The organism is Bacillus sp. EB600 (assembly GCF_024494385.1).
Lineage (GTDB): Bacteria > Bacillota > Bacilli > Bacillales > Cytobacillaceae > JAEVLT01.
This window is the reverse complement of record NZ_JAEVLT010000001.1, coordinates 311,858-333,428: the sequence shown is the minus strand read 5'-3', so window position 1 is coordinate 333,428 and position 21,571 is coordinate 311,858. Positions and strand designations below refer to the sequence as shown.

At 37.1% G+C, this 21,571-nt stretch carries 23 protein-coding genes; 19 read left to right on the top strand and 4 right to left on the bottom strand.

The window, feature by feature from the left end; genetic code table 11:
* The first annotated feature begins 31 nt into the window (after positions 1 to 31).
* A complete protein-coding gene (gene lysA, locus JN080_RS01790) occupies positions 32 to 1,336 on the top strand; it encodes a diaminopimelate decarboxylase (protein WP_256234164.1) in 1,305 nt (434 codons plus the stop codon).
* Between the two features lie 24 nt (positions 1,337 to 1,360).
* On the opposite strand, the gene JN080_RS01785 is transcribed toward lysA, so the two are convergent.
* A complete protein-coding gene (locus tag JN080_RS01785; protein ID WP_256234163.1) occupies positions 1,361 to 2,227 on the bottom strand; it encodes a DUF1002 domain-containing protein in 867 nt (288 codons plus the stop codon).
* Between the two features lie 363 nt (positions 2,228 to 2,590).
* Between JN080_RS01785 and JN080_RS01780 the strand changes: the two genes are divergently transcribed.
* Entirely contained in the window at positions 2,591 to 2,962 is a 372-nt protein-coding gene (locus JN080_RS01780) for a GNAT family N-acetyltransferase (protein ID WP_256234162.1), read from the top strand.
* Positions 2,963 to 2,964: 2 nt separating this feature from the next.
* Here JN080_RS01780 and JN080_RS01775 read toward each other — a convergent pair whose 3' ends face one another.
* Both JN080_RS01775 and JN080_RS01770 read right to left on the bottom strand, forming a co-directional pair.
* A complete protein-coding gene (locus JN080_RS01775) occupies positions 2,965 to 3,486 on the bottom strand; it encodes a DUF309 domain-containing protein (protein WP_256234161.1) in 522 nt (173 codons plus the stop codon).
* 352 nt (positions 3,487 to 3,838) lie between these two features.
* A complete protein-coding gene (locus tag JN080_RS01770) occupies positions 3,839 to 3,937 on the bottom strand; it encodes a YjcZ family sporulation protein (RefSeq protein WP_256234160.1) in 99 nt (32 codons plus the stop codon).
* Between the two features lie 208 nt (positions 3,938 to 4,145).
* On the opposite strand from JN080_RS01770, the gene JN080_RS01765 reads away from it, so the two are divergent.
* From JN080_RS01765 to JN080_RS01695, 15 genes are all read left to right on the top strand, one after another.
* Positions 4,146 to 4,928, top strand: a complete 783-nt coding sequence (locus JN080_RS01765; RefSeq protein WP_256234159.1) for a segregation/condensation protein A — start codon at positions 4,146 to 4,148, stop codon at positions 4,926 to 4,928.
* Entirely contained in the window at positions 4,915 to 5,508 is a 594-nt protein-coding gene (gene scpB, locus JN080_RS01760; protein ID WP_256234158.1) for an SMC-Scp complex subunit ScpB, read from the top strand. Before JN080_RS01765 ends, scpB begins: the two co-directional genes overlap by 14 nt.
* Positions 5,509 to 5,584: 76 nt before the next feature.
* Positions 5,585 to 6,004 carry a hypothetical protein gene (locus tag JN080_RS01755; protein WP_256234157.1) on the top strand — a complete coding sequence of 140 codons (420 nt, stop codon included), beginning with the start codon at positions 5,585 to 5,587 and terminating at the stop codon, positions 6,002 to 6,004.
* A gap of 30 nt (positions 6,005 to 6,034) precedes the next feature.
* The gene (locus JN080_RS01750) at positions 6,035 to 6,523 is read left to right on the top strand and encodes a YpuI family protein (protein ID WP_256234156.1); all 489 of its coding nucleotides are present in this window, start codon (positions 6,035 to 6,037) and stop codon (positions 6,521 to 6,523) included.
* A gap of 150 nt (positions 6,524 to 6,673) precedes the next feature.
* On the top strand, positions 6,674 to 7,564 hold the full coding sequence (locus tag JN080_RS01745) for a superoxide dismutase (RefSeq protein WP_256234155.1): 891 nt from the start codon (positions 6,674 to 6,676) through the stop codon (positions 7,562 to 7,564).
* 180 nt (positions 7,565 to 7,744) lie between these two features.
* Positions 7,745 to 8,881 carry a D-alanyl-D-alanine carboxypeptidase family protein gene (locus JN080_RS01740; RefSeq protein WP_256234154.1) on the top strand — a complete coding sequence of 379 codons (1,137 nt, stop codon included), beginning with the start codon at positions 7,745 to 7,747 and terminating at the stop codon, positions 8,879 to 8,881.
* Positions 8,874 to 9,461: a nucleoside recognition domain-containing protein gene (locus JN080_RS01735; RefSeq protein WP_256234153.1), complete on the top strand. Its 588-nt coding sequence runs from the start codon at positions 8,874 to 8,876 to the stop codon at positions 9,459 to 9,461. Before JN080_RS01740 ends, JN080_RS01735 begins: the two co-directional genes overlap by 8 nt.
* A gap of 6 nt (positions 9,462 to 9,467) precedes the next feature.
* Positions 9,468 to 10,004 (top strand): spore maturation protein, encoded by a 537-nt coding sequence (locus JN080_RS01730; RefSeq protein WP_256234152.1) that lies wholly within the window; start codon positions 9,468 to 9,470, stop codon positions 10,002 to 10,004.
* 179 nt (positions 10,005 to 10,183) lie between these two features.
* Complete coding sequence (rluB, locus tag JN080_RS01725; RefSeq protein WP_256234151.1) at positions 10,184 to 10,918, top strand: 23S rRNA pseudouridine(2605) synthase RluB; 735 nt, start codon at positions 10,184 to 10,186, stop codon at positions 10,916 to 10,918.
* A 103-nt stretch (positions 10,919 to 11,021) separates the two neighbouring features.
* Positions 11,022 to 11,549 carry a thiol-disulfide oxidoreductase ResA gene (gene resA / locus JN080_RS01720; RefSeq protein ID WP_256234150.1) on the top strand — a complete coding sequence of 176 codons (528 nt, stop codon included), beginning with the start codon at positions 11,022 to 11,024 and terminating at the stop codon, positions 11,547 to 11,549.
* Positions 11,550 to 11,568: 19 nt separating this feature from the next.
* The gene (resB, locus tag JN080_RS01715) at positions 11,569 to 13,203 is read left to right on the top strand and encodes a cytochrome c biogenesis protein ResB (protein ID WP_256234149.1); all 1,635 of its coding nucleotides are present in this window, start codon (positions 11,569 to 11,571) and stop codon (positions 13,201 to 13,203) included.
* A gap of 13 nt (positions 13,204 to 13,216) precedes the next feature.
* A complete protein-coding gene (ccsB, locus tag JN080_RS01710; RefSeq protein ID WP_256234147.1) occupies positions 13,217 to 14,404 on the top strand; it encodes a c-type cytochrome biogenesis protein CcsB in 1,188 nt (395 codons plus the stop codon).
* A 478-nt stretch (positions 14,405 to 14,882) separates the two neighbouring features.
* On the top strand, positions 14,883 to 15,599 hold the full coding sequence (locus tag JN080_RS01705; protein WP_256234146.1) for a response regulator transcription factor: 717 nt from the start codon (positions 14,883 to 14,885) through the stop codon (positions 15,597 to 15,599).
* Positions 15,596 to 17,377: an ATP-binding protein gene (locus tag JN080_RS01700; RefSeq protein ID WP_256234145.1), complete on the top strand. Its 1,782-nt coding sequence runs from the start codon at positions 15,596 to 15,598 to the stop codon at positions 17,375 to 17,377. The genes JN080_RS01705 and JN080_RS01700 overlap by 4 nt, the downstream gene beginning before the upstream one ends.
* A 272-nt stretch (positions 17,378 to 17,649) precedes the next feature.
* Positions 17,650 to 18,423 (top strand): peptidoglycan DD-metalloendopeptidase family protein, encoded by a 774-nt coding sequence (locus JN080_RS01695; RefSeq protein ID WP_256234144.1) that lies wholly within the window; start codon positions 17,650 to 17,652, stop codon positions 18,421 to 18,423.
* Positions 18,424 to 18,541: 118 nt separating this feature from the next.
* Here the strand turns inward: JN080_RS01695 and JN080_RS01690 are convergent, their stop codons facing one another.
* Positions 18,542 to 18,790 carry a ferredoxin gene (locus JN080_RS01690; protein ID WP_256234143.1) on the bottom strand — a complete coding sequence of 83 codons (249 nt, stop codon included), beginning with the start codon at positions 18,788 to 18,790 and terminating at the stop codon, positions 18,542 to 18,544.
* 245 nt (positions 18,791 to 19,035) lie between these two features.
* Between JN080_RS01690 and JN080_RS01685 the strand changes: the two genes are divergently transcribed.
* A complete protein-coding gene (locus JN080_RS01685) occupies positions 19,036 to 20,085 on the top strand; it encodes a YpbB family protein (RefSeq protein WP_256234142.1) in 1,050 nt (349 codons plus the stop codon).
* A complete protein-coding gene (locus JN080_RS01680; RefSeq protein WP_256234141.1) occupies positions 20,085 to 21,566 on the top strand; it encodes a RecQ family ATP-dependent DNA helicase in 1,482 nt (493 codons plus the stop codon). Before JN080_RS01685 ends, JN080_RS01680 begins: the two co-directional genes overlap by 1 nt.
* Positions 21,567 to 21,571: the final 5 nt, after the last annotated feature.

Here is a 21,571-nt window from a genome sequence, read left to right as displayed (position 1 = left end):
AAGAAAGTTTAGAGTAAAGAGAGGGATGGCAATGTATTTACATGGAACAACTAGTGTAAATAAAAAGGGGCATTTAGAATTAGGCGGAATCGATGCGGTGGATTTGGCTTCTAAATATGGTACCCCCTTGTATGTATATGATGTAGCATTAATTAGAGAGAGAGCTAGAGGATTTAAACAAACCTTTGATAAAGAAAATGTGAAAGCTCAGGTTGCATATGCAAGTAAAGCATTCTCGACAATTGCAATGGTTCAGCTCGCAGAGGAAGAAGGCTTATCACTTGATGTCGTTTCAGGAGGGGAATTGTACACAGCTATGGCAGCTGGGTTTCCTGTTGAACGAATTCATTTTCATGGGAACAATAAAAGCAGAGAAGAATTAGAAATGGCCTTGGAACATGGTATTGGCTGCATTGTTGTCGATAATTTTTATGAATTGGATCTATTAAAAACCATATGTGCTGAAAAAAACGCAAATATAAAAATACTGTTAAGGGTAACTCCTGGTATTGAAGCACATACACATGACTATATTTTAACAGGTCAGGAAGATTCCAAATTTGGCTTTGATTTACAAAACGGTCAGGCTGAAACAGCTTTAAAGGATGCGCTCCAGGATAACTACTTGGAGGTGCTTGGACTTCATTGTCATATTGGGTCACAAATTTTTGATCCGGCAGGCTTTCTTTTGGCTACGGAAAAAATATTTGTGAAAATGGCCGCATGGAAACAGGCGTTTAACTTTGAAGCCAAGGTGCTAAATTTAGGCGGAGGATTCGGAATCCGCTATACAAAAGAAGACGAGCCGATTCAGCCTTCGCAATATGTTGAGGAAATAATTGCGGAAGTAAAAAAATGGGTCAACCACTATTCCATGAATATGCCGGAAATTTGGATTGAGCCAGGCCGTTCTCTGGTTGGAGATGCGGGTATAACCCTTTACCGGATAGGATCGCAAAAAGATGTGCCGGGTGTAAGAAAATATTTAGCTGTTGATGGTGGTATGAGCGATAATATTAGACCAGCATTATACCAAGCAAAATATGAAGCAGTTTTAGCGAATAAGCCACTTGCAGCCGTAAAAGAAACGGTTTCAGTTGCTGGTAAGTGTTGTGAATCTGGCGATATGCTAATTTGGGATTTACCGCTGCCAGAGGCAGGTCAAGAAGATATTCTGGCTGTTTTTTGTACAGGGGCATATGGCTATTCGATGGCAAACAACTACAATCGCTTACCACGTCCAGCTGTGGTTTTTGTTGAAAACGGAGAGGCAAGGCTTGTAGTAAAAAGAGAAACTTATGAGGACTTAGTCCGATTGGATCTATCATTAAAATAAAAGAAGCTTCCAAGGAAGCTTCTTTTATTTTGCAAAAAGGGACTTAATTGCATCAATTAAACTAATAAAAAACTGTTTTAGCTTCTCTAGAAAGCTTTGACCCTGATCCGATTCAAGAAATTTTGTTACCTGATTCTGAGCCTTATGGATTTGATCGCTTACCTGACTCCAGTTAATGTTTAAATCTTTTAGTTTAGTAAACAGATCCATCAGTCTCTGCATTTGATCTTCAGTTAAAGTAATACCCATATCTTTTGCCGCTTTTTCAATTATTGCACGTAGTTCTTGATCGGTTGTCGGTTTGTTTTTTGCAATTTCTTCTTTAATTTTGGCGATTAAAGCAGCCGCATTTTTGTCACCGATAGAATCTCCTAGCTTGGCTGTTTCAACCATTTCTTGGTTTGCAGCTTGTTTGACATCTTCAGGGATCGTTTTATCGGCGGAAATCTCATAGGCCTTAATGATCCCCGTTAATGCTGCTGTCCCTGACACAGGTATGGGGGCTGTAATATAAATCTTTGCATCCTTTACCCCTGCAGTAATTAATGCGTTCACATACATTGCATTCGTTACCCACGTGATATTTTTTGTTTTGACTGAAATTCCAGATCCAGGTGCTGCTATTGTGATCGCAGAGGAAGAGATTGCTTTTGTTCCTATTAATGAGCTAGCGACATATTTTCCTAAATACTTATGTTCTTCTTGGTTGGAAACTGTAATGATCTGTACATCATTTGGTGCATTCATTTCGGTTAAAAGACCACTTTTTTGCTGTTCGGTTAGATTTTCTCCAAGCGTAACAATCATGTCTCCCTCTGTCATGTCCGCAAAACTTCGCACTGGACTTATAAGCATGATAGCAAATAATGCAAGGATTAAGATTTTTTTCATAATAATAAATTTCCTCCTTAAAGAAAAATCTTTGTTGTCAAATTAACTCATTAATCCGCATGAAGGATTAATGCTTACAATTGAAACTGTAATAGAAGAGAGCTTTACTTGCAAGAGAAATGGATAAATTCGATTATTTAGTGTAGAATGAATTTTATTAGCTTCCTAGTTAGAATCTATTGTTAATGAAAATTATATGAAAGGAAGCGATAAAGTTCTTAGTGGTAAAGCAAGGACGGCTGAATGATTGCTGAATACAGACAAATTATGTATGATTAGGTTGGTGCTGAAACAAAACACGTTCCTTTTTCATACAATGATAAAAATAAATTATTGCTTTATTTCATTTAATGAGGGGTCTATATGTTAATTCGATATAAAAAAACATTTGAAAAAATTGCGATGGGCCTATTATCTTTTATGCCAAACGAAAAGGATTTAAAAAAGCTTCAACAAACCATGAAGCAATATGAAACAGAAGAAGCTTGGCAGCTTTTCCTTTGGAAAGAAGAAGATATAATTGGGCTAATCGGAATCATGTTTAATGGGGAGCAAGAATTGTTAATTCAACACATCTCGGTAAATCCCTCTCACCGTTTACAAGGAACAGGCAAAAAAATGGTGAAGGCTTTAGATGAAATGTATCCAGAAAGAATTGTCACTGCAAATGAATACACATCAGCTTTTATCAATAAATGCGAGATTTGCCCACAGGATCAAAAAGGCAGCGAATAAGCTTATTCGCTGCCTTTTCTTGCTTTCATGGCATTTTCACGTGCTTTGATCACATTTGTTCGATCTCGTAATTTATGGCGGTGCACCAAGAAGTTATTATTTAGATCGCTGTCAATGCACCAAGTAAATCCCAACTCTGAACAGAGTGACTGACATTGTTGGAGTAAGAGTGGGTCGTAAATTGGTAAGTTAAAGCTTTTATATGGGTGCTTTTGTCCGAGTTTAATGAAACAATCCTCTACTATTGCAAACAAGGATATCTCATTTAACCCGAGATTTCTTATAAGTTTTTCTTTTTTAGTGAAAATTTTCATTGCTATTTCAAGCGTTTTTTTTGCTCCGGTATAGTTTCCACGTCGGTGATGGTAACATGAGACAGCTAGTTGTATGAACCCGACCCAGACAGATTGTTTGTTACTGCTATCTTGTTTTTTCCAATATTCTTCAAGAATTTCATGACACTCAAAATAATCCCGATCACCATGGAAATGTACTAAGTACTGAATGTATTCCTTTGGATACAATTGATCACCTCATAGGGAATGAATATGTATAGTTAGTTTAGCATATGATGAGTGCCGAGGAATAATAGAAAGGAACAAAAGCGCAAGCGCCCGTTTAGCGCACGACAGGGATGGAGCTCACTGACTGAGATAAAGGAAACACGAAGAGCGTTAGCGCATTCGTGCTTGACTTATCGTAGAAGTGGGCGAAGTACACTAGTCGCTGGAGCTAGAAGTAAATTAACTTGATTCAAAGTAATCAACAACTTAATATGTTAAAATTTCTAAGAAAGTTTAAAAGCCCGCTAAGTGCGGGCTTCCATGCTGATTGTCTAGCTGCAGCGGCAAACATGAAAGCTTCCGCAATGTTTCATTAATAGACCCAAGAAGCACCTACGATAATCAACAAGATGAATAATACGACGATTAACGCGAATCCGCCTCCAAAACCAAATCCTACTCCATCAGCCATATGAAATACCTCCCATAATGTTTTTGAATTCTTTTCACTTCATCATATGTAGATATATTGAATTTGTTATAGGCGAAATGACCGTTTTCAAGTGCAGGGGCAAACAGGTTGATTTTTCTATTGGATAACTGGGGTGATTCCTCTATACTATTAAATAGCCACACTATGATATTTTTGACGAATTTTTTTAGGAATTTTGGTGAAGATCATGCAACAAAACGAGCATTACAACATAAAAATAGATGCGTTTGAAGGCCCTCTTGATTTACTTCTTCATCTAATAAATAGTTTGGAAATTGACATTTACGATATTCCAGTAGCGCAGATTACCGAACAATATTTACTTTATATACACACGATGAACGAATTGGAGCTTGATGTTGCCAGCGAGTTCTTAGTGATGGCAGCAACCTTGCTTGCGATTAAAAGTAAAATGCTTTTACCGAAACACGAGGAAGAAAGCTTGGATGAAGATTCAAGCTACGAAATTGAGGAAGACCCACGGGAAGAATTGGTCGGACGTCTTATTGAATATCGAAAGTACAAGGAAGCGGCCAAGGATTTAAAAATAATGGGAGAAGAAAGAAGTTTGATGTATACAAAACCGCCAAGTGATTTATCAGATTATGCAAAGGAAATTAAGCCTGAAAAAACGGACCTTAACGTTTCCCTTTATGACATGCTGGCAGCGTTCCAAAAGCTAGTAAGAAGAAAAAAATTGCAGCGGCCGCTGTCGACGAAAATCGCGCGCCAGGAAATATCAATTGATAAAAGAATGACGGAAATATTGGACGAGTTGCGGCGTATAAAAGGACGGAAAAGCTTCAATGATTTATTTCCACATTCTAGTAAAGAACATATTGTTGTAACGTTTCTGGCCATTTTAGAACTAATTAAAAGAAAAGAAATAGATGTTGAGCAGGATAAAAATTTCAGCGAAATTTTTGTAGAAGCAATCGAGGAAGGAGAAATGGTTGTTGGAAATAATTAATTGGAGCAGTATTATAGAAGCCCTGCTCTTTACAGCTGGGGATGAAGGGCTCTCTCTAAAACAAATATCTGAGGTTATTGAAGTCGAAAATCATTTAGTCAAAGAGATGATTGAAAACTTACGACAAGATTATGAACAAGATCAAAACAGAGGATTAACAATTGTGCAGCTAGCAGGAACATATCAAATAGTAACAAAAAAAGAAAATGCTGCCTATTTAAAAAGGCTTGTTGACTCTCCAAGTACAACAGCTCTATCACAAGCTGCATTGGAAACCTTAGCGATAATTGCTTATAAACAGCCAATCACAAGAGCAGAAATTGAGGAAATCCGCGGAGTAAAAACAGAGCGGCCACTGCAAACGCTAACTGCTAAGGCGTTAATTAAAGAGATTGGCAGAGCAGAGGGAACCGGCAGGGCTTATTTGTATGGAACAACAAAAGAATTTCTCGATTATTTTGGTTTAAGAAGCCTTGAGGAATTGCCGCCTCTTCCGGAAAAAGTAAATGAGGAATATGTCCAAGCGGAAGCAGATTTATTTTTTGAAAGATTTCAGGAGACAATTGATTCGAAAGTTTAAAAACGTTCTTTATTTGTGTTAAAATAAAGAAAGAATTTAAATTTGGATACTGTTTTGAAAAAGGAGAGCAACCAAATTGAAGATTATTGCTTGCAAAGGCTTTGAGTTAGAAAAGACAAAATCAAATACTCCCGAAGATTTTTTTAATAAAAGTGAACTTACTTTTATTGATGATGGGAAAGAAAAGAAACTACATGTGCTGTATATAAGGTATTTTGATGAAATCTTTGATGAATTTACTCCTTTTAAACAAGATCCATTGTTTGGTGAAGGTGATAATAGTGTGTATTTTAAGGATATAGTGGCACTTGTTTGCCTATTAAAAGATCCTGAATTGCGCCACCGAAAACGACTTTATTTAAATTCCAAACAAGAATTTGCTGCATACTTTAAAGAAATCAATTATAATAAGCTGCCTGAAATTTTTGGATCTCTTCAACAAAAGAAAGGGTATGAGCTTCGGTCACCGCTTGAGTTCATTATGCAGCCAAAATAATTTTAAGTTAACCATTTGGGGGAGATAATCGTGGGAAATACTCTTGTGAAATCGCAGTTAAAAGAAGTTGAAGAATTTTTAACGAATACCATAAAAACACTTGAAGATTATGCAAATGAAACGACTCTGTCACAGTTTAATCCTGGAAGCGAAGAAGAGCGCGCTTATTATAAAGTAGTTTTTTCTACACTTCGTAAGCTGCTTGTATATAGTGAAGAAAGCCTTGATGCTTGTAAAATTTTAATTCAAAGTGAGCCTTTCCAAAAAGCAGCAGCAGAAAAAACCTTATACAGAATTTATCATCAATGTATTGTTGAATTCTTTTCACCAAAGATTGATGCATGGTACGAAGATAGCCGTTCAGCCTATACAGGAAGAAATTCAATTAAATTCTATAAAGAAGTTCCGGAAAGCCTTCGTCAATTAGTTAAAGGACTTGAAGGTGGATTCCAAAGAATTAGAGAAGACCTTGAATTTTACGAAACAGATTATCGGACAAAAATTATTCAGTCAAAATAATAAATATAAAAAGGGTTATTCGAACGGGTTTTAAAAGCCTGATCGAATAACCCTTTTTATTTCGATAAGAATAATTAAACCGTTCATTCATACCTTTAATTGTGATGAAGTGAAGGAAACAATCAGCAAAAGCAGATTAGGAGGGGAAGAATGGACCGCTTTAAAAGGTATGTGCATGAGTTGTTTGATTGGAATGAGGAAATGAAAAACTTTCTAGCATCTGAGAAGGTAGATGAAAACTCAGAACTGTGGGATAAATTGGATCAATTTACAGGTTTGATTGAAAGTGTCTCTTCGCCATTATCTGATCAGGCTCTGGTTGACTTGCAATCGAAGGCTGAAACGATTCACGCGGAAATGGAAACTTATTTTAAAAGAAAACAAGATATTGGTGATATTTGGGTTTCAGAATTTGTTGTTTCTCCTGGAAATCATACCTTGCCAGACCTCCCCTATTCTTATGATGCGCTTGAACCATTTATTTCTCAAGAAATTATGAGGCTCCACCATGATAAACACCACCAATCCTACGTTGAGGGGCTAAATAAAGCCGAGCTTGAGCTAAAATTGTCAAGGGAAACTAATGACTTTTCTCTCATTAAGCATTGGTCACGGGAGTTGGCATTCCATGGTTCTGGGCATTATCTTCATACAATTTTTTGGCAAAATATGAGCCCATATGGGGGTGGAAACCCAACAGGACAGCTCTTAAATGAAATGGATCGTTATTTTGGGAGCTTCATTCATTTTAAGAATCACTTTTCTGAGGCAGCAAAACAAGTAGAAGGGAACGGCTGGGCGCTTTTGGTTTGGTCGCCGCGAGCAAGGCATTTAGAAGTATTACAATCGGAAAGGCATATGCAAGTAACACAATGGGACACCATTCCTATCCTAGTTCTAGATGTGTGGGAGCACGCTTACTATCTCCAATATAAAAATAATCGGGCGGAATATATTAAGAACTGGTGGGAAGTAGTCAATTGGAATGAAGTTGAAATGCGGTTTGAAAGAGCTAGAGAAATAAAATGGCAGCCATTTTAATAGGGTCTGGTTATAAAGAGATAACTGTCGGGTACAGTTTTCTCTTTTGTTTTTTTTAGTATTATCAGAATTTCTATCTTTGAACTTTGCTGACTGTCTAGTACCGCTTTTGATTTTAGTCATAACAAAACGTAACCTGCATAAACTTGTACAAATAAAACAAGGAGACGAGGTTATCTGATGAGAATGGTTTCGGTGTTATTCATTTTTGCCCTTGTATTTTCAATCGTTTTTACAAACATTCCTCAAAAGGTGAATGCTTCCGTTTCCGTAAGTGCAAAAAGCGCTATCTTAATGGAACAAAAATCAGGTCGAATCCTTTTTGAGAAAGACGCATTTACAAAAAGAAGAATTGCAAGCATAACGAAAATCATGACAGCGATCATAGCAATTGAATCTGGAAAAATGGATAAATACGTAACGGTAAGTGAACGTGCTGTGCATACTGAAGGTTCATCGGTCTATTTAAAGGCAGGTGAAAAAATTAAATTAAAGGATTTAGTGTACGGTTTAATGCTGCGCTCAGGAAATGATGCTGCTGTTGCGATTGCAGAATATGTGGGCGGCAGCGTTGATGGCTTTGTATTTCTAATGAATCAAAAAGCGAAAGAAATCGGGATGCTTAATACACACTTTGCGAATCCACATGGGCTTGATGATCACAATGATCATTATTCAACAGCATATGACATGGCCTTGCTAACGCGGTATGCAATGAATAACGATCTTTATCGAAAGATTGCTGGAACGAAGGTATATCGTGCACCGAACCCTACCGAAAGCTGGGATAGGATTTGGAAAAATAAAAATAGATTGTTGACAAAGTACAAATATTCTACAGGTGGGAAAACGGGTTATACGAAACTGGCTAAAAGAACACTTGTTACAACTGCTGAAAAAGGGGACATGGAACTAATTGCTGTCACTATTAATGATTCGAATGATTGGGATGACCATATTTCAATGTATGAAAATGGATTTAACGGGTTTGACATGGCTGAGGTCCTCTCGAAGGGGAAAATCGATGTAGGGAAGAATAACGGATTTAATGGCAGCCTATTTATAAGAAATTCTCTAGTTTATCCGGCTACTCCTGACGAAATGAAGCTGTTTCGGATCACTTATAAGGTAAAAAAATATTCTCCAAAGCAAAAAACAGGACCTGTTGGAAGCGCTGAAGTCTATCTAGATGGAAAATTAATAAAGGAAGTACCTATTTATTATCAAAGTAAAACCGAGAAAGAAAACAAGCATGGTTTATTGGAATTTTTCTCAAATGTTTTTCTATCTATTCTTGGTGTGAAAACAAATGGTTAACTATATCTGGGTAATTATGACGTTAATTGGAATTGTTTTTGGGATTGTAAATGGAACGATGGAGGAAATAAATAAAGCGGTCTTTATGGGGGCAAAGGAAGCGGTTACCCTTTGTATCGGTCTTATTAGCGTCCTTGTCTTCTGGCTTGGGATGATGCGGATTGCTCAAGAGTCTGGGCTTCTTGAAGGACTATCTAAATTATTTCGGCCGGTTGTGAAACGTCTTTTTCCTGAAGTACCTCCGAACCACCCAGCAATGGGTTATATCTTATCAAACATGATTGCAAACATGTTTGGGTTAGGGAACGCAGCGACACCGCTAGGCATAAAGGCAATGGAAGAGCTACAGGAGTTAAACGGGGGGAAAACAACAGCCAGCAGGTCAATGGTCACCTTCTTAGCTATTAATACGGCGAGCATTACCATCATCCCATCGACTGTGATCGCAATTAGAATGACCTATCATTCTGCCTCGCCAACTGAAATTGTCGTTCCAACATTAATTGCAACATTTATTTCTGCAATTGGAGCTATTTTAATTGACCGTTTCTATCATTACCGAAGAAGCCGTAAAGGATGAGGGCGAATGGAAATATTATCAATGTTATCACTTGGCTTTATTCCAGCATTGATTGGTTTTATTCTTATTTATGGAACTTATAAACAGGTTCCAACCTATGAAAGCTTTGTTGAGGGTGGCAAGGAAGGAATTAAAATTGCTTTTTCGATCATTCCCTATCTAGTTGGCATGCTTGTCGCCATTTCCGTTTTTCGTGCTTCAGGTGCACTAGAAGCTGTGACAAAGTGGATTCGTCCCGCAATGGCCTATTTGGGGATCCCAGCAGAAATCATTCCGCTTGCCCTTATCCGACCGATTTCCGGAACGGCTGCTCTTGGGATGACAAGCGATTTAATCGCAGTTCATGGCCCAGACTCATTTATTGGCAGACTTGTATCTGTATTGCAAGGCAGCACAGATACGACTTTTTATGTCTTAACTGTTTATTTTGGTGCTGTAGGAATCAAAAAAATGGGTGATGCTTTAAAAGTTGGTCTGTTAGCAGATATTTTCGGCATCGTTGTATCCATTGTAGTTGTTGCTTTTATGTTTGGGAGAAAGTGATTTTCGATGAAAATAATAAAAATGTAAAGAAGCAAGTCATTTTTGGTATAAAAACCATAAAGACTTGTTTTTTTGAGTTTTGTTACTATACGTTACTTTGAAAATAGAAGAAATTATGTCATAATTCTTAAGGAAAGAAAATGAATTTTTTGTGAAAGTATACATTGAGGTGGTAGTAAATGGAAAGATTGCAGAAAGTCATAGCCCGTGCGGGTATTGCATCAAGAAGAAAATCTGAAGAGCTTATTAAAGATGGGAAAGTAAAGGTAAATGGTAAAATTGTAACTGAGCTTGGAACAAAGGTTACTTCATCTGATAAAGTGGAAGTTAATGAGGTCCAAATTGAAAGGGAAGAACCTGTTTATTTTCTTTTATATAAACCTCGCGGCGTTATATCAAGTGTTCAGGATGATAAAGGAAGAAAAGTTGTTACCGATTTCTTCCCTCACTTAAAAGAGAGGATTTATCCAGTCGGCCGTCTCGATTATGACACCTCCGGATTACTTATTATGACCAACGATGGGGAGTTTGCTAATCTACTGATGCATCCTCGTGGGGAAGTTGAAAAAGTATATGTTGCCAAAACAAAAGGTATTCCATCTAAGGAAAATTTAAAAAAGCTTGAAAGAGGAATCTTGCTTGACGATGGGAAAACAGCTCCAGCAAGGGTAAAATTGTTATCGGCAGACAATAAAAAACAAACCGCGATTATTGAAATCGCGATTCACGAAGGACGAAATCGACAGGTTCGCAGAATGTTCGAGGCAATTGGAAGCGATGTAGTAAAGCTAAAGCGCGAACGCTATGGATTTTTAACTTTGGGGGGATTAAATTCAGGGGATGCAAGAGAGCTTACTCCACATGAGGTTAAGCAGTTGAGAGCACTTGCAATGGAGACGCTTAAAAAACATTAAATAAAAAATTTCAAATGAAATTTAATCCGTTTTCACTGCGTTTATGTTGATAAATGGTATAGTTAGATTAAATGATTTTTAAGGTTCATTGGGGGAGGAACTTATGAAAAAAAAACAACGCTTACTGATAAGAACGCTCATTTTACTTATACTAGGTGTTGCGGTTGTCTATACATTATATCAAAACTTCACTAAAGATCAGCAAATGAAAGTAGCAGTCGGTGAAAAGGCCCCTGATTTTGTATTGACAGATATGCAGGGCAATAAACATAAACTTTCTGAATACAAAGGTCAGGGTGTGTTTCTCAATTTCTGGGGCACATGGTGTAAACCATGTGAGACCGAAATGCCCTACATTAACAATCAGTATCATCAGTTTAAGAATAAAGGGGTACAAGTTTTAGCTGTTAATGTAAGTGAATCAAACCTTGCTGTTACGAAATTTGCTGAAGGTCATAATCTCGATTTTCCAATTGTAATTGATAAGGATGGCCAAGTTCAAGCTGCCTACGGAATAGACCCGCTTCCTGCAACCTTTTTAATTGACAAAAACGGAAAAGTGGTTAAATACTTCACCGGCCAATTAACGGAGGATACGGTCAGGGATTTAATGAACCAAATTAAACCATAAGGTGTGGGGAGTTTTAATAATGAATGATGTTAAATGTGAATGCGGGCATGTCAATCCACATGGGACGTTTTTCTGTGAGGCATGCGGGAAGGTACTGCTGGAAGAGGATGAGCAGGATAAGCAAAAGCAAATGATCGACATGCGTTATGAGGGCAGTGCGCGCCGCTCACAAACGTATAATAAAACATTAATCGATAAAATATGGAACTTTTTTTCTTCGGTAAAAGTGGGCGTTTGGCTAATCCTAATTACTTTAGTAGCTTCTGCTGTTGGAACTATTTTGCCGCAGGAGATGTATATTCCACAAACTATGCCTGCAGAACAATATTATCAGGATCAGTATGGTTGGGTTGGAAAACTCTATTTTGAATTAGGCTTTAATAATTTATATAGTTCATGGTGGTATTTGTTGTTAATGGCATTAATAGGAGTCTCTCTTGTTATCTGCAGTCTTGACCGTGTTATACCCTTATATAAAGCTTTAAAGGCTCAAAGAGTCACCAGACATGAAGGATTTTTAAACCGTCAGCGCTTGTTTGCTATTTCAAAGAATGTAATTGAAGCTGATTCCCTTATAAAGGTTAAAGAGCGTTTAAAGGCAAAGCGCTATCACATTAGAGAAGAAAATGGCGATTTATTAGCGGAAAAAAATCGGTTTTCCCGCTGGGGTCCTTATATAAATCATATTGGTTTAATTATTTTTCTCATTGGCGGAATGCTCAGGTTTATTCCTGGAATGTATGTGGATAAAGTCATGTGGATACGTGAGGGAGAGACAAAAGTAATCCCAGAAACCAACGGGGAATACTTTGTTACAAATAATCAATTCATTAAACAGGATTATAATAAAAACAAGGATAATAAAGCTTTTGAGGCCACGATTGACCGTGTTGGAATGATTCCAAAAAATTATCAATCTAATGTAACTCTATATCAAACAGCAAAGAGGACAATTACAGGGGAAAAGCCAGATTTAAAAAAGGTAAAAGACTATCAAATCCGTGTCAATCATCCTTTGACTTTCAATGGCTATTCTTTATATCAGGTAGATTATAAATTGGACGAGCTTAATACCATGACGTTTACGTTCATCAATAAACAAACAAATCAGCCATATGGCGATTTAACCATAAATTTATTTGATCCTAAAGAAAAATATGATCTAGGTAATGGTTATTCAGTAGAAGTTTTAAGCTATTTTCCTGATTTTGAATTTTCAAAAAGCGGCGAGCCATCAACAAAATCACGAATACCTAATAATCCTGCCTTCGTTTTTCGAATGACTGCTCCCGATAAACCGAAGGGCGAAACAAGCTTTGTTGCAATCAAACAAACCATTGAACCATTTGGAAATAATGAGTATAAAATGAAATTTAGAGGGATTGGTACAAAGAATGTCTCGGGACTTACAGTAAGAAAGGATTCAACTATTTGGGCGATTATTTTAGGCGGTATTATTTTTATGATAGGTGTTATTCAAGGAGCATATTGGAATCACCGCAGGATTTGGATTCAACGCAAAAACGGGGAAATTTGGGTTGCTGCCCATACCAATAAGAATTGGTACGGTCTAACAAGAGAGATGGAAGCAATCTTAGAAGATACAAATCTAACGATGCCAGAGGATCAACTTCAAAAGAAAAAAATGGAATGAGGGGGTAGTCATATTGGTAAGTTTAAGCAGTAATCTACTTTATATAGCCTTTATTCTTTATTTAATTGCTACATTGTTTTTTGGGGGAGCAATTAAATCAAATAAAGAAGTAAATGAGAAAAAGGGCACCAACCGATGGGGGAAAATCGCGGTAGTTTTGACAATCGTCGGATTTATATCACAACTGGGGTATTTTGTTACAAGATGGATTGCAGCGGGACATGCCCCGGTCAGCAATCTATTTGAATTTACCACTTTTTTTGGCATGGCACTTGTGGGGGCCTTTATTATTATTTATTTCATATATCGTACACCGCTCCTAGGATTGTTTACAATGCCTGTAGCAGTTTTGGTGATTGCCTATGCAAGTATGTTTCCAAGAGATATTACACCATTGATCCCGGCCTTACAAAGTGATTGGCTTAAAATCCATGTCACAACAGCTGCAATTGGCGAAGCGATTCTTTCAGTTAGTTTTGCGGCAGGATTAATTTATCTCGTCAAGGTAATCGACCAAACAAAAGCGAGTGCACGAACACTTTGGCTTGAAATTGTAATGTTCGGTTTAGTGATGACACTAGGTTTCGTCATCGTATCCTCTGTATTTACTGGAATGGGTTATCATGAGAAATTTAATTGGATTGATAAAACGAAAGCCCAAGCAGAAGTTGAATATACTATGCCAGCTCTTGTGGGGCCACACGAATGGGAATTAACAACGAAAGATAAATTCAAGCCATTAATCGCAGTACCGGCTATCATTAATGCAAAGAAGATGAATACCGTTATTTGGTCATTTATCGGAGGAATTCTGGTATACTCACTCCTTCGTCTAGTGTTAAGAAAACGAATTGCTGCTGCGTTGCAGCCATTTGTGAAAAATATAAAACTTGATTTGGTTGATGAAATTAGTTATCGCTCCGTGTTAATTGGTTTTCCAGTCTTTACTTTAGGTGCTTTAATCTTTGCAATGATTTGGGCACAAGTTGCTTGGACCAGATTTTGGGGGTGGGATCCAAAGGAAGTCTGGGCTTTAATTACGTTTTTGTTTTATGCAGCATTTTTACATCTCCGTCTTTCCAAAGGCTGGCATGGTGAAAAATCAGCATGGCTTGCTGTTATTGGTTTTGTTATTATCATGTTTAATTTAATCGCTGTTAATTTGGTACTTGCTGGTCTCCATTCCTACGCAGGATCATAAGAAAAGCGGAAGCGCTCGAAAAGAGGAACGTCGACTAAAAGCGCCGCCGTCCTGGCGGCAACGTCGGCACTAGCACGTTCTGTGCGTCCAAGCTAGACAGTTTTCAAAGTTCAAAACTTTATATTGTAAAAGAAAACACGGAAATATGCCTATAACATTTTAAACTTTGAGTTAGTAAATACTCAAAGTTTAAAATGTTATATTTTATAAGTTTTTTACAAATAGTAATGCTATTCATCACTTTCATACATGGGAATTTGACAAAACAATGGAAGCCACTTCGTGATCTTTTTATCGCAGAAAATATATTTTATAAAAAATGCAAGTTTAGCTACTTATTTTTCCTGTATTTATAGTAAAAATAGGTAATTTTTTTTCATATTTGTGAACTTTTTAGCACTAATTTCATATGCAATCGCTGAAAGCATAGTAAAATTGGACACCATTTTGTAAAATAACACCATGGGGTGATTTAGTAATGGAAAAAGACGTGAAAATTTTAGTAGTAGATGATGAAGAAAGAATCCGTCGTTTATTAAAAATGTATCTTGAACGTGAGGAATATTCAATAGATGAAGCAGAGGATGGAAATGAGGCTTTAGCAATGGCATTGGCTAATGACTACGATGTAATTCTACTTGATCTAATGATGCCAGGAAAAGATGGAGTTGAAGTATGCAGGGAGCTGCGGGAAAAGAAAGCTACACCTGTTATCATGCTTACTGCTAAAGGGGAGGAAGTAAACCGCGTTCAAGGCTTTGAAGTGGGAACCGATGATTATATTGTTAAACCCTTCAGCCCAAGGGAAGTTGTTTTGCGTGTGAAAGCATTGCTCCGAAGGTCTTCTCAAACAAGTTATTTGCAAACAGATACAACAACAAAGGACGTTATTGTTTTTCCACATTTAACAATTGATAACGATGCGCATAGAGTAACGGCTGATGCCAAAGAAGTGAGTTTAACTCCAAAAGAATATGAATTACTTTATTTTTTGGCAAAGGCTCCGGATAAAGTATTTGATCGCGAACAGCTCCTAAAAGAGGTTTGGCATTATGAATTTTTTGGAGATTTACGTACTGTTGATACACATGTAAAACGCCTTCGCGAAAAACTAAACAAAGTTTCTGAACAAGCAGCAAGAATGATCGTAACAGTTTGGGGAGTGGGCTACAAGTTTGAGGTAGTTAATGAATGATCTTAATACGGAGTGTAGTAGGTAAACTCTGGGGAACCATACTTTTATTAGTTTCATTTGTCCTATTTATATTGACAATTATGTTGCTCGAATATTTTAATAACTATAACATTAGTGTAATGAAAAATGACATAACAAAAACAGCAGTGAAGATTGCAAATGTTTTAGAAGATCAAGGCAAGAATAATCTTCCCCTTGGTTTAGAAATTTCTTGGGAAATTGTGGACGATGTTACGAATGTAGTGATTGTTAAAGATAAAAATGAAGTCTACTATTCTCCCAACACATCTGCAAAAAGGAGATTAACGATTTCGGATATCCAGAAGGATAAGGAATTATCGAAGGTTTTTGATGGGCGTACAAAAGTTGAAAAGGTTTCAACGCTTCCATCAACGAATGGAAAGCGAACGGATGGCAGCTATTCGATTGTAGGTGTACCGCTCCACCTTTCGGACGGAAAAAATGGGGCTGTATTTATTTATCAATCATTAACTGTGGTAAAAGAAACGTCCCGAAATACGACAAAATTTATTCTCCTTGTAGCAGGAGTGGCGATCATTTTAACAACTATTTTTGCCTTCTTCCTGTCAACCCGAATTGCTGCCCCGCTCAGAAAAATGCGGGAAGCTGCTTTTGAGGTAGCTAGGGGAAAGTTTGATACAAAGGTTCCTATTCTTACACATGATGAAATCGGTGAACTGGCAACAGCCTTTAACCAAATGGGTAGACAGCTAAAATTTAATATGAATGCACTTAGTCAGGAAAAAGAGCAGCTTGCCAGCATTTTAAGCAGTATGGCAGATGGGGTAATCACCTTTAATCGGGATGGTACGATCTTAATTTCTAATCCGCCTGCGGACCGTTTTCTTCAATATTGTTATTATGAAAAAAGTGATATTACCAGTAATACCGAGGCAATTCCATCAAAGGTAATGGATTTGTTTCAACAAGCTGTAGATACCGAGAAGGATCAAATAGGAGAAATATCCCTGCAAGGGCAGCATTGGGTGATTCTGGTGAGCCCTCTTTACAGCAATCAATTTATCCGCGGTGCTGTTGCTGTTGTTCGAAACATGACGGAAGAACGGAAATTGGACAAGCTTAGAAAAGATTTTATTGCCAATGTTTCACATGAGCTTAGGACGCCTATTTCTATGCTTCAAGGTTATAGTGAAGCAATTGTGGATGACGTGGCCGAAACAGAGGAAGAGAAAAAGGAAATGGCTAAGGTCATCTATGATGAATCATTGCGAATGGGCCGATTAGTAAATGAATTGCTTGATCTAGCCAGAATGGAATCTGGTCATATTCAACTAACGATAGATGAGGTAAATCTTGATTCCTTTATCAGTCGAATCATCCGTAAGTTTCAAGGAATTGCAAAGGAAAACGAAATTAATATAAGTGCAAACATTAGTGAGGAAGTAACTCATTTTTCATTCGACCCAGACCGTATTGAGCAAGTACTAACAAATTTAATCGATAATGCAATTAGACATACTCCAAAGGGTGGATATGTTGAGTTAACAGTTATTCGGGATGAAAAAGGCATTCATATGGAGGTTAAAGACTCCGGATCAGGAATCCCTGAAGAAGATTTACCTTTCGTGTTCGAACGTTTTTATAAAGCTGATAAAGCAAGGACAAGAGGTCGGTCTGGAACAGGATTAGGACTGGCAATTGCCAAAAATATTATTGATGCTCACCATGGCCACATATCCGTTCAAAGTAAACTAGGCCAAGGTACGACATTTTCCTTTTCTCTGCCGCGAATATAGCCAGAAACACAGCAATTTTGCCGATTGATCTTGATTCACGGGAAACAAGAAAAGCGGGAGCTAGACAATAAAGAAAAGGGGAAGTGCCCGCTTTTCAAAATAAAGAACTCATCCAAAAGTTTGGATGAGTTTTTTATTGATCAAAAAATGTATAATATCGCAAAAAACTCCAAATTATAACAAGTATGCTTAACGGCCCTTTCAATATACCAATGGTCTAAACATGATAAAGCCTTGGTGAAATAGGAGGGACCAGATTGAGGAGGATTAGAATGCGAGACTACATAAGGCAGTTTTTAATTGCTGGAATTCTGGCACTTTGTGTCGGTTTGTTCTTTTTAGGGGGGGAACACTCACAAGCTAGTATGCTTAACTCAAGTATGCCAAAGAAAGAGTGGATTTGGCCTGCTGATGGTATTATTTCGGATACCTTCGGCACTAGACAAGGAAAACATAAAGGGATTGATATTGCAGGGAAATTAAATTCTCCTATTTTTTCCGTCGATAATGGTGTGGTAGAAAAATCCTATTATTCGAATAGTTACGGTAACGTCATTTTTATTAATCATCAAAGTAACTATGTTACCGTTTATGCCCACTTAAGTGAAAGACTTGTAACAAAAGGTCAGCAGGTTAAAAAGGGTGAGACAATCGGAAAAATGGGGAGATCTGGTCAAGCGACTGGCGTTCACCTTCATTTTGAAACGCATCAATCTGAATGGACATTTGACAAAAAGTATGTCTTAGATCCTGAAGGTCTATTGGGAGACAAAAAATTGGGTGAAGTTGTACAAGCTGGAGCTATTAATGAAGGGGATAATGCATTAGAGGCTAGCTCACGCTTTCGGACACAAGAAGAACATAGAGGTAACAAACAATTGACCGTGAAAAATAATCCTGACGATACATATGTTGTCCAACAGGGCGATACGCTGTCGTCGATAGCGCGTAACCGTAATATCCCTGTCGGCGTCTTGAAAAAAACAAATCATTTAACTACTGATTTAATCAAAACAGAGCAAATATTAATTATACCCAAAAAATAAACCAACGAAAACCGCAGATTTGAGTATCCGCGGTTTTTTTGCTATATCCACTTATTTAAAAAGAAACACCCTCTCATAAAGAGAGGGTATTCAAACCAACTATATTTTTTACATAAGTTTATTCGAATTTATTTGCATTGCCTTCGAATGGCTCGTCAGCAACTTTGATCGAATCAGTTGGGCAACCTTCAAAAGCATCCATCATATCATCCACTAAAACATCAGGGATTTCAACAATACCTTCATTTTCGTCAAGTGTTACAAAAGCAATGCCTTCATCATTGTAATCATAAATATCCGGTGCTGCTGCGCCGCATGCTCCGCAAGCAATGCAAGTTTCTTGGTCAACAATTGTGTACTTTGCCATGAAAAAAAACCTCCCAGTATAATAAACAAATATAGTGCTCTCTTGCTTTCCACCATTCAAGAATGGAAACCATTTCACATTCCTATTGTAAAACTGATTCGACAACTTTTCAATAGGAAATTGCCTCATACTTTTAGGTTGTCGATTTGTTTCTCCATAATTCAACATTTTTAACAAACTTGAGGGTAGATTCATGCTAAAATAAGAAAGAAACGGTAATTGAGTGTGGTAAGGTGGTGTGTGGAATGTCCTATATAGAGAGGATTATTCTGAATTGCTTAAAACAGCTAAATGGCGAAAGAACCATTTATTCCATTTATCATCTTTTAAAAGGAAAAAAAACGTCACAAACGATTCAAGATGCGCACCTTTTTAAATTAACTCACTATTTCGGTGTATATCAATGGTTTACGCGTGCAGATCTAGAAGCAGTGATTAAAAATCTAATAGGTAACGAATGGATTACATCCTGTGCAGAACAACGTTTTCGTTTAACAAAAACGGGAGAGGATATCCTTTTACAAGTAAGTGATCAATACCCTGTCCCGATTTATCTAAATGGGTTCAAGTATCATCAGATGGATAGTAAATTATGGAAGAGGCTATCATTACTTGTCCAGGTTATTTCAAACCTTGTTAATAAGGAGACACATTATATCCCCATCCAAAAAAATAAAGAGACCCATAGTTGGCTTAAATCATTTTTAAGAAGAACCAAACTGCAAAGAAATTTATTAGCAAGTACCCTTTATTCAGAGTTAGTGGATTGTTTCAAAACAGCAGATCATCTTGATCCTTCCATCCTTATTTTTCGGCTTACGGGTTACAACAGGATTGGGCAGACTTCTCAACAAACAGCCGAAATGCTGAAAATGGATTTTGCACGGTATCATCTTGAATTTTTGAATATCCTTCATTTTTTAATAGAACAAGTAACAACCAATAAAAATCGTTTCCCCTTATTGAACTCAATCCTTGAGCACAAGGGGCAGCATATAGTAATGACCAATTCATCGTATAGAACCTACGAGCTACTTGGAAAGGGATATTCGATAGAAGAAATTGCCAAGTATCGACGGTTACAAAAAAGCACAATTGAAGACCATATTGTCGAAATTGCTTTAAATATTGACGATTTTTCAATTGATGCCTATATAGATAAACAAAACCAAGACAGAATACTATTAGCAGCAAAACAAACTGCTTCAAAGCAACTAAAGCTTATTAGAAGTGAGATCTCGTCGGTGAATTATTTTGAAATTCGCTTAGTCCTTGCTAAATATGGGGGAAAATAATGGACTTAGAAAAAATTTTAAAAAAATATTTTGGGTATCATTCCTTTAAACCCGGTCAAAAAGAAGTAATCACATCGATTTTAACTGGAAATCATACCTTGGCCATGCTGCCAACTGGAACAGGAAAATCACTTTGCTATCAATTTCCAGGTTATATTTTAGATGGGACAATTATTATTGTTTCTCCTTTATTATCGCTCATGCAGGATCAGGTGGAACAAATGATGAGAATAGGGGAGAAAAGGGTTATTGCTATAAATTCCTTTTTAACAAATGAAGAGAAAAAAAATGCACTTAGCAATATTAAAAAATATAAGTATATTTTCTTATCACCAGAAATGCTTCATGTTGACTTTATTATCAGAATTCTAAAAGGATTAACAATTTCTTTATTCGTCGTTGATGAAGCCCATTGTATTTCACAGTGGGGATATGATTTTCGCCCTGATTACTTGAAGTTAGGGGAGATCCGCACAAAACTTGGGAACCCGTTAACCTTAGCTTTAACGGCTACAGCGACTAAAAACGTGCGAGAAGATATTATCAATTCGCTTGGTTTAAAGGAAGTAAATAAAGTGGTGTCAACGGTTGACCGTCCAAATATTGCATTATCTATTGAGAAACTTGGAGATTTTCAGGAAAAGCAAAGCCGCCTTATTGAATTAGTTCACAATCTTCAATCTCCGGGTATTATTTACTTCTCTAGTAAAAAAGTAGCGGAACAAATGGCTTTACTATTGAAAGAAAATGGAATTAGAAACGTTATGGCCTACCATGGCGGAATGGATCAAGAGCAAAGGGTTTTAATTCAGCAGCAATTTATTCAAGGACAATTAGATATAATTTGTGCAACCAGTGCCTTTGGTATGGGGGTAAATAAAGATAATATCCGGTTTATTATCCACTACCATATGCCCATGCAGATCGAATCGTACCTGCAAGAAATTGGCAGAGCCGGACGGGATGGAAAATCCAGCATTGCTATTCTATTGAACTGTCCTGGGGATGAGCAGCTGCCATTACAGCTAATCCAAAGGGAACTGCCCACGGAGCAACAAATCGATTGGTTATTTAATCGGTTAAATAAAGATGAAAATTCTTTTATTCTGGATGAGAAGTTCATACAATTAGGTGGATTTTCTGAAACTCAATGGAGAATTGTCGAAGAGTTTGCAGGTCATCGCCAGGAAAATGCCAATGGTCTTGAAACAGCGATGAAAAACCTAAAGGAATATGTTGTCAAGCGGATTGAAGTTAAGAGAGAAAATCTTTTTCAAATAATAAAATGGATTGATTCCAATAACTGCAGAAGAGATTTTATTCTCAATTACTTTGAAGAAGCAGCCAATCGGAACGTGCATAATTGCTGTGATTATTGCAGTATTGATAAAACTAATTATCAAAAAAATGATATGGAGAAACTGTATGAAGTGAATCAAGAGCATTGGACCGAGTATCTAGCGAAAATACTTTTAGTGTGAGGGAA

Coding starts and splice junctions, on each gene's coding strand:
- lysA (WP_256234164.1), top strand. CDS start 32: ATGTATTTACATGGAACAACTAGTGTAAATAAAAAGGGGCATTTAGAA.
- JN080_RS01785 (WP_256234163.1), bottom strand. CDS start 2,227: ATGAAAAAAATCTTAATCCTTGCATTATTTGCTATCATGCTTATAAGT.
- JN080_RS01780 (WP_256234162.1), top strand. CDS start 2,591: ATGTTAATTCGATATAAAAAAACATTTGAAAAAATTGCGATGGGCCTA.
- JN080_RS01770 (WP_256234160.1), bottom strand. CDS start 3,937: ATGGCTGATGGAGTAGGATTTGGTTTTGGAGGCGGATTCGCGTTAATC.
- JN080_RS01765 (WP_256234159.1), top strand. CDS start 4,146: ATGCAACAAAACGAGCATTACAACATAAAAATAGATGCGTTTGAAGGC.
- JN080_RS01745 (WP_256234155.1), top strand. CDS start 6,674: ATGGACCGCTTTAAAAGGTATGTGCATGAGTTGTTTGATTGGAATGAG.
- JN080_RS01740 (WP_256234154.1), top strand. CDS start 7,745: ATGAGAATGGTTTCGGTGTTATTCATTTTTGCCCTTGTATTTTCAATC.
- JN080_RS01735 (WP_256234153.1), top strand. CDS start 8,874: ATGGTTAACTATATCTGGGTAATTATGACGTTAATTGGAATTGTTTTT.
- JN080_RS01730 (WP_256234152.1), top strand. CDS start 9,468: ATGGAAATATTATCAATGTTATCACTTGGCTTTATTCCAGCATTGATT.
- rluB (WP_256234151.1), top strand. CDS start 10,184: ATGGAAAGATTGCAGAAAGTCATAGCCCGTGCGGGTATTGCATCAAGA.
- resA (WP_256234150.1), top strand. CDS start 11,022: ATGAAAAAAAAACAACGCTTACTGATAAGAACGCTCATTTTACTTATA.
- resB (WP_256234149.1), top strand. CDS start 11,569: ATGAATGATGTTAAATGTGAATGCGGGCATGTCAATCCACATGGGACG.
- JN080_RS01705 (WP_256234146.1), top strand. CDS start 14,883: ATGGAAAAAGACGTGAAAATTTTAGTAGTAGATGATGAAGAAAGAATC.
- JN080_RS01700 (WP_256234145.1), top strand. CDS start 15,596: ATGATCTTAATACGGAGTGTAGTAGGTAAACTCTGGGGAACCATACTT.
- JN080_RS01695 (WP_256234144.1), top strand. CDS start 17,650: ATGCGAGACTACATAAGGCAGTTTTTAATTGCTGGAATTCTGGCACTT.
- JN080_RS01690 (WP_256234143.1), bottom strand. CDS start 18,790: ATGGCAAAGTACACAATTGTTGACCAAGAAACTTGCATTGCTTGCGGA.
- JN080_RS01685 (WP_256234142.1), top strand. CDS start 19,036: ATGTCCTATATAGAGAGGATTATTCTGAATTGCTTAAAACAGCTAAAT.
- JN080_RS01680 (WP_256234141.1), top strand. CDS start 20,085: ATGGACTTAGAAAAAATTTTAAAAAAATATTTTGGGTATCATTCCTTT.